General features: G+C 65.5%; 12 protein-coding genes. 6 read left to right on the top strand and 6 right to left on the bottom strand.

Annotated elements, in window-relative coordinates; all coding sequences use genetic code 11:
- Positions 1-71 precede the first annotated feature (71 nt).
- The 3 genes from purL to C7455_RS02635 all read right to left on the bottom strand — a co-directional run bounded on the left by purL (position 72) and on the right by C7455_RS02635 (position 3,919).
- Positions 72-2,231: a phosphoribosylformylglycinamidine synthase subunit PurL gene (gene purL / locus C7455_RS02625; RefSeq protein ID WP_109666112.1), complete on the bottom strand. Its 2,160-nt coding sequence runs from the start codon at positions 2,229-2,231 to the stop codon at positions 72-74.
- A 67-nt stretch (positions 2,232-2,298) separates the two neighbouring features.
- Positions 2,299-2,775, bottom strand: a complete 477-nt coding sequence (locus C7455_RS02630; RefSeq protein WP_342767613.1) for a GNAT family N-acetyltransferase — start codon at positions 2,773-2,775, stop codon at positions 2,299-2,301.
- Positions 2,776-3,004: 229 nt separating this feature from the next.
- Positions 3,005-3,919, bottom strand: coding sequence for a LysR family transcriptional regulator (locus C7455_RS02635; RefSeq protein WP_109666115.1), 915 nt, complete (start codon positions 3,917-3,919; stop codon positions 3,005-3,007).
- Between the two features lie 187 nt (positions 3,920-4,106).
- Here C7455_RS02635 and C7455_RS02640 point away from each other — a divergent pair, with 187 nt between their 5' ends.
- The 3 genes from C7455_RS02640 (at position 4,107) to C7455_RS02650 (ending at position 8,807) form a co-directional block, all read left to right on the top strand.
- A complete protein-coding gene (locus tag C7455_RS02640; protein WP_109665100.1) occupies positions 4,107-7,511 on the top strand; it encodes an indolepyruvate ferredoxin oxidoreductase family protein in 3,405 nt (1,134 codons plus the stop codon).
- Positions 7,512-7,641: 130 nt separating this feature from the next.
- Complete coding sequence (locus tag C7455_RS02645) at positions 7,642-8,253, top strand: holin-associated N-acetylmuramidase (RefSeq protein WP_109665103.1); 612 nt, start codon at positions 7,642-7,644, stop codon at positions 8,251-8,253.
- A complete protein-coding gene (locus C7455_RS02650; protein ID WP_170118978.1) occupies positions 8,244-8,807 on the top strand; it encodes a holin family protein in 564 nt (187 codons plus the stop codon). Before C7455_RS02645 ends, C7455_RS02650 begins: the two co-directional genes overlap by 10 nt.
- On the opposite strand, the gene C7455_RS02655 is transcribed toward C7455_RS02650, so the two are convergent.
- The 3 genes from C7455_RS02655 to C7455_RS02665 form a co-directional block, all read right to left on the bottom strand.
- Positions 8,759-10,147 carry a M20/M25/M40 family metallo-hydrolase gene (locus C7455_RS02655; protein ID WP_109665106.1) on the bottom strand — a complete coding sequence of 463 codons (1,389 nt, stop codon included), beginning with the start codon at positions 10,145-10,147 and terminating at the stop codon, positions 8,759-8,761. The two genes, C7455_RS02650 and C7455_RS02655, sit on opposite strands and share 49 nt — an antisense overlap.
- A gap of 91 nt (positions 10,148-10,238) precedes the next feature.
- On the bottom strand, positions 10,239-11,312 hold the full coding sequence (locus tag C7455_RS02660) for an AbrB family transcriptional regulator (protein WP_245904192.1): 1,074 nt from the start codon (positions 11,310-11,312) through the stop codon (positions 10,239-10,241).
- A gap of 13 nt (positions 11,313-11,325) precedes the next feature.
- Positions 11,326-12,069 (bottom strand): SDR family NAD(P)-dependent oxidoreductase, encoded by a 744-nt coding sequence (locus C7455_RS02665; RefSeq protein WP_109665112.1) that lies wholly within the window; start codon positions 12,067-12,069, stop codon positions 11,326-11,328.
- 179 nt (positions 12,070-12,248) lie between these two features.
- Between C7455_RS02665 and C7455_RS02670 the strand changes: the two genes are divergently transcribed.
- From C7455_RS02670 to C7455_RS02680, 3 genes are all read left to right on the top strand, one after another.
- On the top strand, positions 12,249-13,025 hold the full coding sequence (locus C7455_RS02670) for a GntR family transcriptional regulator (protein WP_109665114.1): 777 nt from the start codon (positions 12,249-12,251) through the stop codon (positions 13,023-13,025).
- Positions 13,022-14,002, top strand: coding sequence for a tripartite tricarboxylate transporter substrate binding protein (locus C7455_RS02675; protein ID WP_109665118.1), 981 nt, complete (start codon positions 13,022-13,024; stop codon positions 14,000-14,002). The genes C7455_RS02670 and C7455_RS02675 overlap by 4 nt, the downstream gene beginning before the upstream one ends.
- A gap of 74 nt (positions 14,003-14,076) precedes the next feature.
- Positions 14,077-14,559 (top strand): tripartite tricarboxylate transporter TctB family protein, encoded by a 483-nt coding sequence (locus C7455_RS02680; protein WP_109665121.1) that lies wholly within the window; start codon positions 14,077-14,079, stop codon positions 14,557-14,559.
- Positions 14,560-14,619 lie beyond the last annotated feature (60 nt).

Here is a 14,619-nt window from a genome sequence, read left to right on the forward strand (position 1 = left end):
TGTCCTCGACTGTTCTTGTCGGAAATGTATGACGCCCAATCCCGGGCCGCAAGCGCAGCCTTGGGCGGTGCTCAGCCGAAATGCCCGGCAAAGGCCCCGCGCCAAATCGCCGACAGCTCGGCCAGTGGGGCCTCCGAGGGGCCGAGGCGGATGGCGTCGCCGCCGACCTTGCCCACGCTGGTCAGGCTCACCCCTGCCTGACCGGCGGCCACCATCAGCGCCTCGGCCTTGTCGTAGCTGGTGGCGATCAGGTAACGGCCCTGATCCTCGCCGAAAAGCGTCCCGGTCTCGCCCGCGTCCAGCGTCACGCCGACATCGCCCGCCACCGCGATCTCGAAGGCGGCCAGAGCCAGCCCGCCGTCGCTCAGATCGGTGCAGGCCCCGATCCAGTGCCGGTTGGCCAGGATGAATTCGCCATGGCGGCGCTCGGCCTCAAGATCGACGGGGGGCGCGTCGCCGTCCTCGCGGTTGAAGACCTCGGCCAGAAGGGCGGATTGACCCAGATGGCCGCGCGTCTCTCCGACCAGCAGGAGCACATGGCCATCGCGCGCGGTGCCCGCGATCAGATCGTCGAGCGAGGACAAGAGCCCGACCGCCCCGATGGTGGGCGTGGGCAGGATGGCCTGCCCGTCGGTCTCGTTGTAGAGGCTCACATTGCCCGAGACGATCGGCATGCCAAGCGCCGTGCAGGCTGCGCCGATGCCTTTGATCGCGCCCACGAACTGGCCCATGATCTCGGGCTTTTCGGGATTGCCGAAATTGAGGTTGTCGGTTGTGGCCAGCGGTGTCGCGCCCACGGCGATCAGATTGCGATAGGCCTCGGCCACCGCCTGCTTGCCACCCTCAAAGGGGTTCGCCTTGACGTAGCGCGGTGTGACGTCCGAGGTGAAGGCCAGCGCCTTGTCCGTGCCATGCACCCGCACCACGCCGGCGCCAAGGCCTGGGGCCACGACCGTGTCGGCCATGACCATGTGGTCATATTGCTCGTAGACCCAGGCGCGCGAGCAATAGTTGGGCGAGGCGATCAGCGCGCGCAGCGCGTCGATCGGATCGACCTGCGCGACCGGCTCCAGCGGCGCGGGGGCGGGCGTTTCCACCCAAGGCCGGTCGTATTCGGGGGCGGATGAGGAAAGTTTGGACAAGGGCAGGTCAGCCATCACGGCATTGCCATGCACGATCAGGAACCGGTCCTCGGGGATGGTCTCGCCCACAATGGCGAAATCGAGGTCCCATTTTTCAAAGATCGCGCGGGCCTCGGCCTCCATCGACGGCTTGAGGACCATCAGCATGCGCTCTTGCGATTCGCTCAGCATCATCTCGTAGGCGGTCATGCCGGTTTCGCGCTGGGGCACATGGTCAAGCGTGAGCTTGATGCCCAAGCCGCCCTTGTCGCCCATCTCGACCGCCGAACAGGTCAGACCGGCGGCCCCCATGTCCTGGATCGAGATGACGGCGCCCGATGCCATCAGCTCCAGACAGGCCTCGAGCAGGCGCTTTTCGGTGAAGGGGTCGCCGACCTGCACGGTCGGGCGCTTTTCCTCGATCGTGTCGTCAAACTCGGCCGAGGCCATGGTGGCCCCGCCCACACCGTCGCGCCCCGTCTTGGCACCCAGATAGACGACCGGCATGCCGACGCCCGAGGCGGCGGAGTAGAAGATCGCATCTGCATCGGCCAGACCGGCGGCAAAGGCGTTCACAAGGCAGTTGCCGTTGTAGGCGCGGTGAAACCGGACCTCGCCGCCGACATTGGGCACGCCAAAGCAATTGCCGTAGCCGCCCACGCCCTCGACCACGCCATGGACCAGCTGGCGCGTCTTGGGATGGTCCTTTTCGCCAAAGCTCAGCGCGTTCATCGCCGCGATGGGGCGCGCGCCCATGGTGAAGACATCGCGCAGAATGCCGCCCACGCCGGTAGCAGCACCTTGATAGGGTTCGATGTAGGAGGGGTGGTTGTGGCTTTCCATCTTGAAGACCACGGCTTGACCATCGCCGATATCGACCACGCCCGCATTCTCGCCCGGGCCGCAGATTACCTGCGGGCCGGTGGTCGGCAGGGTGCGGAGCCATTTCTTGGAGGATTTGTAGGAACAATGCTCGTTCCACATGGCCGAGAAAATGCCAAGCTCGGTGAAACTCGGTGCGCGCCCGATGATCTCCAGGATGCGGTCATACTCGTCGGGCTTCAGCCCGTGGGCGGCGATCAGCTCGGGCGTGATGGCTGGCTCGGTCATGGTCATGTCCCCCGTTTTGCGGCTGTTTACGTCACGTGCAAGGCCGGGGGAAGGGGGGCGCGTGCCCTCAAAGCGCGCGGCGGAAGGTGAGCGAGGTGGGCCGGTCGTAGCCTTCATGCGCGGTGGCAGCCGTCTGGACAAAGCCCATCGCGCCAAAGGCTGCGTGGTTCTCGACCAGTTCGATGCGCGATTGCAGCTCCAGCGCGGACAGGCCAAGCGCGCCGGCCCGTGTCGCCGCCGCCTCGACCAGCGCGCGGGCATGGCCGCGTCCACGCTGCGGCGCAGCAACGGCAAGCTTGCCGATGTAGTAGGCGTCAGGCCGGGCCGCGCCGAACAGGCAGGCTATCGGGCCGCCCGCATTGCGGACCACGAACAGATCCTCGGTCCTTGATTTCTGGCGAAGGCCGGACACCGACAGGCGCGTCAGCGAGGAGGGCGGATCGATCCGCCCCTCCATATAGGCGAATGACGTGGACAATAGCTGGTGAAGGGGTTCGAAATCGACAAAATCGATGGGGTTTGTTTCGACAAGTGAAACAGTCAACGCGCGCGACCCTTTGCCTGTGAGCAAAAAAAAGGCCGAGACGAATCTCGGCCGAAGTCCAACAGGGAGGTAATGAAACGGCGATTGCTCGCTGATGTTCCATTGCCGCTGAAATAAGCGGCAGTCCTTGGCCGTTCAAGGCAAAACCCGCCGCGCTGCCGCAATGCGGCTATGTCTGTGGCGCATAACACACAGACACGGGCAGGTTTGGTCCGGGCTGGTGCAAGGGTCAGATCACCGGTTCGGCGTCGCTGTCGCGTTGCCTGCGGCGATAGGCGATGACCTCTTCGCTGACGAAATCGCGGAACACCTCGACCCGCTTGGATTGCCGCAACTCCTCGGGATAGGCGAGGAATACCGGCACTTCCGCCGATTGCACATTGGGCAGGACGCGCACGAGATCGGGAAAATCCTGCGTCAGATAATCGGGCAGAACGCCGATGCCCAGATCGTGGATCACCGCCTGCAGCACACCGAAGTAATTGTTCACCGTCAGACGCGAGCCGATGGTATGAGCCATGAGTTCGCGCACAAGGATCGCGCCCGCGCTGACCTGCGCCGAGGTTGCGTTCTGGCTGATCAGGCGATGTGTGCCGAAATCCTCGAGGGTCAGGGGCATGCCATGGAGCGCCAGATAGCGCGGCGTGGCGTAGAGGCGCATGTTGATGGTCATCAGTCGGCGGCGGATCAGGTCGGCTTGGCTGGGTTCCTTCATGCGGATGGCAACATCGGCCTCGCGCATGGGCAGGTCGAGCAGTCGTTCCTCCAGCATCAGGTCGATCTTGAGGTCGGGGTATTTTTCGTAAAGCGCGGGCAGGCGCGGCGCGAGCCAGAGCGAGCCGAAGCCGATGGTGGTCGTCACCCGCAATTCGCCAAACACCTCCTCCTCGCTGTCGCGGATGCGGGCGGCGGCGGCGTCGAGCCTTTTTGACATGTGTTTGGTCGCGTCGAACAGCAATTCGCCCTGTTCGGTCAGGATCAACCCGCGCGCATGGCGGTGGAAGAGTGTCGTGTTCAAGCCTTCCTCGAGTGCGCGGATCTGGCGGCTGACGGCCGATTGCGATAGGTGCAGCGTGTCGCCTGCGTGGGTCAGGCTGCCCGCGTCGGCCACCGCGTGAAAGATGCGCAGCTTGTCCCAGTCCATCATGGCCTCCGTTACCTTGCGCGCATCTAGGCGTTCCCCAAAGCGCTTGCAAAGAGGGTTATCATGTTTTTCCAAAGGTTTCTTTACCAAGGCGCATCGGTGCCCGAAAATCCGTCGACAGGTCAACAATAATGACCTATACTTCATCGCAGATACAACGACCACGGCCAGCACGGGAGGGTCCGCCATGGGGTTGCAGCAGGTGTCGCTCGACGACCGCTTTGATCTTTCCAAATCGCCGGTTCTGTTGAACGGAACGCAAGCTCTCGTGCGGCTTATGCTGATGCAAAAGGCCCGCGACCGGGCGGCGGGGCTGAACACCGCGGGGCTGGTAACGGGCTATCGCGGGTCGCCGCTGGGGGCTGTCGACATGCAGATGGCGCGGGCCAAGAGGCATCTGGAAGCGGCCGATGTCCTGTTCCAGCCCGGTCTGAACGAGGATCTGGCCGCGACCGCCCTTTGGGGGAGCCAGCAGGCGGAACTGCGCGGTGAGGGGCGGTTCGATGGCGTCTTTGGCCTGTGGTATGGCAAGGGCCCCGGCGTGGACCGCTCGGGCGACGTGATGCGGCATGTCAACATGGCGGGCACGTCGCGCCATGGCGGTGTGCTGATGGCGATGGGCGATGACCATACGGGCGAAAGCTCGACCGTCTGCCACCAGTCCGACTGGGCGCTGGTCGATGCCCATATGCCTGTCATCAGCCCCGCAGGTGTGCAGGAAATCCTCGATTACGGCCTCTATGGCTATGCGCTCAGCCGGTTTGCGGGGGTCTGGGTCGGGCTCAAAACGATGAAGGACACGGTCGAGGCCACGGCGGTCGTCGATGGCAAGCCAGACCGCATGACCTTTGTCACCCCGGATTTCCCGATGCCCGAGGGCGGATTGAACATCCGTCTTGGCGATCACTGGATCCCGCAAGAGGAACGGCTGGTGGAGCACAAGCGCTTTGCCGCCGAAGCCTTTTCGCGCGCCAACGGCATGGACCGCCGGGTGTATGGAAAGCCCGGTGCCAAGATCGGTTTCGTGGCTGCGGGCAAGAACTGGCTTGACCTCATGTCGGCGATGGCGACGCTGGGGATCGACGCGCTTGAGGCCGAGCGGTTGGGGCTGACCACCTACAAGATCGGCCAGACATGGCCGCTCGACATGAAAAGCTTCGCCGACTGGGCCGAGGGGCTAGAGCTGATCGTGGTGGTCGAGGAAAAGCGCAAGCTGATCGAGGTGCAGGTCAAGGAAGCGATATTCGACGACCGGCGTGGGCGGCGTGTCTATGGCTACCGCAAGGGCACGGAGGTGCTGTTCCCGGCGCATTTCGCGCTCGACCCCAGCGATATCGCGCTGAAACTGGGCCGCATCCTGATCGAGGAGGGGCGGGGCACCGACCGCATCCGCGCAGGCATCGCCGCCGTGGAAGAGGCCGCACGCGCGGGCAACACGCCCGATCTGGCGGCGCGGACGCCGTGGTTCTGTTCGGGCTGCCCCCACAATACATCGACCAAGCTGCCGGACGGCGCGCGGGGCGGGGCGGGGATAGGCTGCCATTTCATGGTCAAATGGATGGACCGCAACACCGAGGCCTTCACCCATATGGGCGGCGAAGGGGCCAACTGGATCGGCGAGGCGCCGTTTTCCACCCGCAAGCACATCTTCCAGAACATCGGCGAGGGCACCTATAACCACTCGGGTATCCTTGCGATCCGGGCTGCGGTCGCGGCCAAGGCCTGCATCACCTACAAGATCTTGTTCAACGATGCCGTCGCCATGACGGGCGGGCAGCACAATGAGGGCGATCTGGACCCGGCGCGGATCGCGCGCGAGGTGCAGGCGATGGGGGTGAGCCACATCGCGCTTGTCTATGATCCCAAAGAGGAAATCGACTGGTCCGCATATCCGGCCGGGCTGGAAAAGCACCCGCGCGACGATCTGATGGCGGTTCAGGAGAAGTTTCAGGACATCGAGGGCGTGTCGGCGATCATCTATGTCCAGACCTGTGCTGCGGAAAAGCGTCGACGCCGCAAGCGCGGCACCTTCCCCGATCCCGATCGGCGCGTCTTCATCAACACCGATGTCTGCGAGGGCTGCGGCGATTGCGGGGTGCAGTCGAATTGCGTGTCCATCGTGCCGGTGGAGACGGAACTGGGGCGCAAGCGCGCCATAGACCAATCATCTTGCAACAAGGATTTCAGCTGTCTCAAGGGGTTTTGTCCCAGTTTCGTAACGCTGGAGGGCGCAAGGATCCGCAAGCAGGCGACAGCGGCGGTCGATGTCTCGGGCTTGCCCGATCCGGCCCTGCCTGCCATCCAAGGCACCCATAACGTGCTGGTCACGGGCGTCGGCGGGACCGGCGTCGTGACCATCGGCGCGGTCATGGCGCAAGCCGCCCAGATCGACGGCAAGGGCGTGGGCATGATCGAGATGGCGGGGCTGGCGCAAAAGGGCGGGGCCGTCTGGATCCACCTGCGGCTGGCCGAGCGCCCCGAGGATATCAGCGCCATCCGCGTTGGCTTGGGCGAGGCGCATGCGGTGATCGGCGGCGATCTGGTGGTGACGGGCGGGGCCAAGACGCTGGGGCTGATGCGCACGGGCGTGACCGGGGCGGCGGTCAATGCCCATGAGATCATCACCGGCGAATTCACACGCAACACGGAATTCCGTATTCCCGGCAATGATTTGCAGATCGCGCTTCAGGCAAGACTTCAAGATCGCCTTCGGCTCTTCGATGCATCGGAACTGGCGCGAATATTGTTGGGGGATTCGATCTATTCCAACATGATGGTCTTTGGCGCGGCCTGGCAGATGGGCCTGATCCCGCTGAGCCATGACGCGATCTCGCAGGCCATTGTGCTGAACGGGGCGGCGGTAGAGCGCAACGCGCAGGCCTTCGAGATGGGGCGTTGGGCGGCGTTGAACCCGGAGGCGGCAGGGCGGCTGGTCTTGGCGGAGGTCGTGGACAAGCCCAAGTCGCTGCACGAAAAGATCGCCTTCCGCGAAGCCCACCTTGTCGCCTATCAGGGGCCGCGATTGGCGCGTCGCTACCGCAAGCTTGTCGATGGCATCAAGGACCCCCGGCTGCAAGAGGCCGTCGCCACAGGTTACCACAAGCTGTTGGCCTACAAGGATGAATTCGAGGTTGCCCGTCTGCACCTTGCGACCGAGGCCAAGGCGCGCGCGACATTCGAGGGGGATTTCAAGATGACATTCCATCTTGCCCCGCCGCTTTTGTCCGGGCGTGACGGCGCGGGGCGGCCCCGCAAACGCGCATTCGGTCCTTGGGTGATGCGCCTCTATCCTCTGTTGGCCCGGCTCAAGCCCTTGCGCGGGACGGCCCTGAACCCTTTTGGCCATACGGCCGAGCGAAAGATGGAGCATGCGCTGATCCGGCAGTTCGAGGCCGATATGGCTCAATGGCTGCCCAAGGCCGGGCAGGTCGATGCCGATGCGCTGCTGGCGCTGGCGGAACTGCCGCTGTCCATTCGCGGCTTTGGCCCGGTGAAGGAGGCCAATGCGGCCAAGGCTGCGGCGCGGCGCGAAGAGATACTGACGCGGTTGCGCGCGGGGCCCGACGTCCTGGCACAGGCGGCGGCGGAATAGGGGGCTCTGCCCCCGTCGCGGGCCGCGACTCCCCCGGGATATTTTTGAAACGAAGACGGCTCTTAACGCTTTCTTAGCAATGGCGCGCTAGATCTGGGACATCGAAACCGGAGCAGGGAGGGGCGAACCCATGCTGTCGGTTCGATCCATCGCAGAAGATATCGTGGCGCGTGAAGGCGGCTATGTGAACGACCCGGATGACCCCGGCGGGGCGACGAATTTCGGGGTCACGATCCATACGATGCGCGCCTTGGGGCTCGACCTTGACGGCGACGGAGATGTCGATGCGGGCGATGTGCGCCTGCTGACGCGCGATCAGGCGGTCGACATCTTTGTGCGGCACTATTTCGAGCGGCCCCGGATCGGGATGCTGCCCGAGGCCCTGCAGCCGTCGGTCTTTGACATGCAGGTCAATGCAGGGGCGAATGCGGTGAGGATCCTGCAGCGACTGCTCAGGGACATGGGGCTTGATATCGCGGTGGACGGGGTGATCGGGCCGCAGACCGCGCGCGCGGCCCATGCGGCGCTGGCCTCAGCCCCCGGGCATCTGGTCGATGCCTACGGGATCGCGCGGCGCAACTACTATTACGCCATCGGCGACCGGCGCCCTGCCAGCCGCAAGTTCGCGCGCCGCCGCGATGGCGGCAAGGGCGGTTGGATCACGCGCGCCGAGACCTTCATCTCGCCCCGCTTTCACCTGAGCGAGGCGGAGCATCGCGCGCGGGTGGCGACATGGGGCTGATCGGGCGCGCCATCGGGGTGGGGCAGGCGGCAGGCGCCATCGGAGAGGCGGCGCAGGGTCTGTCGGAGGTGTTTGTCGCCAATGCCACGCGCCAGATGGAGCTGGACGCGGAGATCCACCGCGCCACGATGGAAACGGCCGCGTCCGAGTTCCAGCATGCGGGCGCGGGCCTGTTCGACCGGGTCATCAACGGGCTGAACCGTCTGCCGCGGCCGATGCTGGCGCTTGGCACGCTGGGACTGTTCGTCTTTGCGATGGTCGATCCCGCGGCTTTCGCGGCGCGGATGGTCGGCCTGGATGCCGTTCCGGAGCCGCTCTGGTGGCTCTTGGGCGCCATCGTCAGCTTCTATTTCGGGGCGCGGGAACTGCATTATGTGCGGCGCGCCCCTGTCGCGCGGGGAGGCGGCTTGCGCGCGCCGTGGCGGCGGGCGGGGGTGCAGCAGGCCCCCGCCGAGGATCCGGTCGCCCATAATCCCGCCCTGTCGGCCTGGCGGAACGCGGGGGCTCAGGACCCCAGCAGCGCCTTTTTGGAGGCTGCGCCCAGATCCCAGTAAAGCCCGGCCATCAGCCCGGTCGCATCGGCGAAAAGATCGCGCGGCAGGTGTTCGTCGGGCGCGTGCTGGGAACAGCCGGGATAGGAATGAGGCACCCAGACGGTCGGGATGCCAAGGATCTCGGTGAAGATGTCATTGGGCAGCGACCCGCCAAGCGAGGGCAGGACCACGGGGTCCGCGCCATGGGTGCGCGCGATCGAGGCGGCGGCGAAACGCGCGGCGGGATGGTCGACCGGCGTGGCCGAGGCGCGGAATTCCGCGCCTTGCCGCGTGATCGTGATGTCGCCATGGCCCTGCGCGTCGAGATGGGCGCGCAGCGCCTGTTCCAGCTTTGTGTCGTCGATGCCCGGCACATAGCGCAGCTGCACCACTGCTTGCGCCTCGTCCGGGATCGCGTTGACGGGCTGCGATATGTCGCCCGCGGAAAAGGCGAGGATCTCGGCCGAGTTCCAGGCGTGGATGCGTTCGGCGGGCGTCAGGCCCTCGGCGCCCCAATCGGCGTCGACCTCGCCGCCCGCGGGCGTCAATCCGGCCAACGCGGCACGGGCGGCCTCGGGTACGCCCTCAGGCACCCAGCCAGGCACCCGCAACGCGCCGGTGGGGGTGGCGATGCTGGCCAGCGCATGGGCCAGTTCCATCGCAGGGTTCTTCAGCGCGCCGCCGAAATTGCCGGAATGCCGCCCGCCGTTGCGCCGTTTCAAGGTCAGCCGGAAGGTCGCGCCCCCGCGTGCACCCAGAAATATCGTGGGCGTGCCCGCGTCGATGCGAGGCCCGTCCGACGCGAGCAACAGATCGGCCTTGAGCCGGTCCTTCAGCCGTTCGCAGACCTTGGCCAGACCGGGCGAGCCGATCTCCTCGCCCATCTCGACGAGGACATGGATATTGAACCCCAATGATCCGCGCGCGGTCAGCACGGCCTGCAGCGCCGTCATGTTGACCAGCATCTGCCCCTTGTTGTCGGCGATGCCGCGGCCATACCAGCGGCCCGTCGCAGGGTCCTCGGTCAGGGTCCAGGGGTCGCGGCCTTCGGCCCAGCGGCCCTCCATGCCCGGCACGGTGTCGCCATGGGCATAGCCAAGGACGGTGGGGCGGGTGGCATCCTCGACCCGTGAGGCGACAAGGAAGGGGCGCCCTTCGGAGGTGTAGCCCTGCGTCTCGAACCCCATCGCGGCGAAGCCTTGCGCGACATGGGCGAGATAGGCATGCAACGGTGCCTCGGCGCTTTTGGAATCGGTGGGAAAGGCGATCAGATCGGCCAGCGCGGCGCGGAAGGCGTCATCCGTGGCGATGGCGCGCGCCAGTGTCACGGCGGTGTCGCGATTGGTGGGCGTGTCGAGCATGGTTATCCCCGGATGGTGTTGTCCAACCCTAAATCGCAAGAGCCCGGGGGCGCAATGGGGCCTTCGGGCATCGGTTTCCGGTCTAGGGGGCTCAGCCGTCCCTGTCCGACCTGCGGCGCGTGGTGATCCCGAACAGCCGGGCGGCGACCGGCGCGCCGAGGATGATCAGGAACACCCGCGTGACATGGTGAAGGACGACATAGCCCAGATCGGCCCCCACGACGATGGCAAGGATCGCCATCTCCGCCTGTCCGGCGGGCACGAAGGCCAAAAACCCGTCCATCGGCGGGGCGAGACCGAACAAGATCACCGCCTCGGCGAAGACCGCCGCCACCGCCGCCACGATGACGACAAAGACCAGCCCCGCCACCACGTCGCGCCGGATCTCGGCCATCGTGATGCCGACATAGCCCGCACCAAGGCCCAGGCCGATGAAGAACTGCGCCGACAAGATCGCCTCGGCAGGGGGGCGGACATGGATGATGTCCGCAAGCGAAAGGGCGGCGGTCAGCACCATGGGGCCGATGATGGGCGCGCCGAACAGACCGATCCGCTCTGCGCCTTTCCAGCCGAGGAGGGCGGCGACGGCCATGATCGCCATCTCGTGCGGCGGCAAGGTGGCGGCAGGCGCGCCGATCGGGTTGTCGAGCGAGGCCCCGAAGAGGTGGACCAGCACGAAGGGCGTGGCCATCACGATCAAGATCACGCGCGTCGCATGCACCAGCGTGAGCGATCGGACATTCGCCCCCGCTTCCTGCCCGAAAAGCGTCATGTCGGCGAGGCCACCGGGCATGGCGGCATACCAGGCCGTGGGCAGGTCATAGCCGTAGAACCGGCGAAAGAAGGGCACGCCGATCGCCGCGATGGTCACGACATAAAGCGGCACCATGGCAAGCGTCACCATCATCTGCGGCAGGCGCGCGACAAGGTCGGGCGTGATCGAAGCCCCGATGGCGACGCCAAGGATCGTGCGCATAAGCTTGCCAAACGTGCCGCTGTCCTGGACCGGCACACCCGCCAACGCTGCGACAAGGCAGGCAAACAAGGGGCCGAGCAAGAAGGGCAGGGGCAGTTCCAGCGCCCAGAAGGCCAGAGTTCCCAAGATGCCGATGCCGATGGTCAGCGCGCGTCGCTTCAGCATGGCGGGAAAGGGCATGGCGGTCATGACCGCCCCCGCCTCAGGTCTCTTCCCCGCCGTTCACCGCGATCATCTGGCCGGTGACGAAGCGCGCCTCGGGCGAGGCGAGAAAGCCTGCGACCGAGGCGATGTCACCGGGCTGGCCCATGAAGCCCGCCGGGATGGACGGCGTGCGCTTTGGATCATCGGTGGTGGTGGTCTCGTTGCGGATCTGGCCGGGCGAGATGACGTTGGCGGTGATGCCATGGGGTGCGAATTCCGTCGACAGCGCCTTGGTCAGGCCCCAGACGCCATGCTTGGCCGCCGAGATCGGCGCGCCCTCGAAATAGCCGCGGATGGCCTTCATCCCCGCGAAATTGATGATGCGACCCCATTTGCGGTCCACCATGCCGGGCAGAAAGGCGCGCGCGGTACGGAAAGCGCCGGTCAGCGCCACGTCCACGACGCCGTGCCAATCGTCGTCAGACATCTCGAGAAAGGGCTTGTGCGGGCGCCGGGCGGCATTGTTCACCAAGATGTCGACAGCACCGAACCGGGCCAGCGCGGCCTGCGTCACGCGCGCCACATCCTCGCGGCTGGCCATGTCACCCATCGCCACAAGCGCTTCTGTGCCGGCGGCGCGGATGCGGGCAGCGGTTTCCTCGCAAGCGTCAGAACTGGTCGAGCCGTTCACGACCACATGGCATCCCATCTGCGCCAGGCGCAGCGCCACAGCGCGCCCGATATTCTGACCCGAGCCCGAGACAAAGGCGGTCTTTCCGGCCAGTGGCCTGTCTGTCGTCATCGCGGAGCCCCCCTTTTTTCCGTTGTTTGGCAATGCTTTGAGCGCGTTGGATCTGTTGCTCCCCAGACCCGTGCAGGCGCGCCGGTCATGGCGCCGTTGCGATACTGGCTACTCCGGGTGCTGCAGGCAATCAACAGAATATTGTTGACAATCTACAATCCGAGGGCTGATGTAGCACGATGGAAATGCGTCACGACATCAAGGAATCCGTAGCGCGCAGGCGGCAGCGTCCGCTTGTGCTCGAGGTGCGCGACGAGCTTGAGCGGATGATTCTTCTGGGCGAGATCGCGGCGGGCGAACGGCTGAATGAGGCGCTTCTGGCGGAGCGGCTGGGCGTAAGCCGGGGCCCCGTGCGCGAGGCGGCGCGCTCGCTGGAACGCGAGGGTCTGGTCGAGGCGGTCGCAAATGAAGGCGTGTATGTCCGCCTCCTTGCCCCGCAAGACGGGCTGGAACTGTATGACCTGCGCGCCATGATCGCGGGCTATCTGTGCGCCGCCCTTGCCGGGCGGGCGGATGACGCGATCAAGGCCGAGTTGCAGGCGTTCCTCGCGGCGATGGAGACCGCCATCGGCACCCAGGACGAGGCCGCCTATTTCGATCTCAACCTCGCCTTTCATGACCGCATCGCCGAAGCTGCGGACATGGGACGCGCACGCGCGCTTTATGTCTCGCTCGGCAAGGAAGTGCGCCTGATGCGTCTCAAGGTGCTGAGCGGTGCGGCGGCGCTGCGCCAGTCGAATGACGAACATGCCCGGATCGTTGCGGCGATCGTGGCGGGCGACGTGGAAGGGGCCCGCGCAGCAGGCGCGGCGCACCACACGAGCGGCAAACGCAAGCTGCTCGAACGGCTCCGGCGGGAGGGGGGTGCGTGCCACGCTCCGGCCGGTCACGCGGATCATGTCCCTCAGGAGGGGCAGACCGTGACGACGACAACCGATCTAGGGAGGATCACATGACCAAACTCAACACCACGTTCAAGACCGGCGCATTGGCGCTGCTCGTTGCGGCCCCGCTGGCCGTAGCGACACCGGCAATCGCCCAGCAATACCCCGATCCGGCGCAAACGCTGGACTGGACCATCGCTTTCGGCCCGGGTGGCGGCAATGACATCATGGCCCGCACCATCGTCGAGATCCTGAACACCTATGACCTCTATCCGGGCGACATCGCGCTGGAGAACCGGGCCGGTGGATCTGGTGCGGTCGGTTGGGGCTATCTCGCCAACCAGGCAGGATCGGCCTACGGCATCTCGACCACCTCGGGCAGCTTCATCACGACGCCGCTGCAAGCGGACACCGGCTGGGCGATCACCGATTTCACCCCCATCGCGCTGCTGGCCGCCGATGACCTCGTTCTGGTGGTGAACGGCGATTCTCCGATCCAGAACCTCGACGAATTCATCGCCTTTGCGCAGGCCAACCCGATCTCCATCTCGGGCATCGGCACGGTCAACGTGGACTTCATCGTCCCCGCTCTCTTCGCGCAAGAAGCAGGGTTCGAGTTCGAATACATCTCCTTCAACGCCATGGCAGACCAGATCACCGCGGTGTTGTCGGGTGCGGTCGATGCGATGATGTCGAACCCCGGCGAAATCCTTGGTCTGATCGACTCGGGTGATCTGCGTCCGCTGGTCTTCACCGGGCGTTCGACCCCCGAGGCTCTGGCCGGCGTGCCGAACTTTGCCGAGCTTGGCATCGGGGTCGAAGTGTCGATGCCCCGCGGTCTGATCCTCGCCCCCGACGCCCCGGCAGAGGCGCAGGAGTTCTGGATCGAAACCATGCGTCGTGTGGTCGAGACGCCGGAATGGCAGGCGTATATCACCAACAACACGCTGACGCCGACCATCCTCTTCGGGGACGATTTCCGGGATTTCCTGGCCAACACCCAGGAAGATTTTGCCACCGTCCTGCGCGAGGTCGGCGCGATCGACTGAGGTCGACCGTTACCGCCACGCAACCCGGGCGCCTTGGTGCGCCCGGGTAACTTTCCGCAAACTCAGGGGTGGTCATGCGCATTGCCTTTCTTCTCACCGTACTCGGCGGTGCAATCTTCTACACCTACATCGCCTTCACGGACCTTGGCTTCATGACCCGTACGGGTCGGCTCGGGCCGGGTTTCTTTCCGCGCGTCGTGGGCTTGGGCATCGTGGTCTTTACCCTCTGGGCGCTCTTTGACGCGCTGCGCGATGCGAGGCTCAGCGCCCAAGGAGCGGCGGTGACCGGTCCGGGCGATGCCCATTCGACGGGCCGCTGGCGCGATGCCGCGACGCTGATGGGGCTGGCGGTGGGCTACGGCATCCTTCTGCCGATCTTTGGCGGCTTTGTCGCAACGGTCATCTACATGCTGATCGCGCTGTCGATCATCAATTCGGGCAAGCACCTTTTGAACGTGATCCTCGCCATCGTCATCCCGGCGGGCGTCTATCTGCTGTTTGACCGCATCCTGAACGCGAGCATGCCGCCCGCGATGTTCGACATCATCCCGTTCTGACCTTTCTGTTGTCGCCGGCCGCCGTTCCGCCGTGGCCCGACCTGACCTGACCTGACCCGA

It is taken from the genome of Roseicyclus mahoneyensis, from assembly GCF_003148775.1.
Taxonomy (GTDB): Bacteria; Pseudomonadota; Alphaproteobacteria; order Rhodobacterales; family Rhodobacteraceae; genus Roseicyclus; species Roseicyclus mahoneyensis.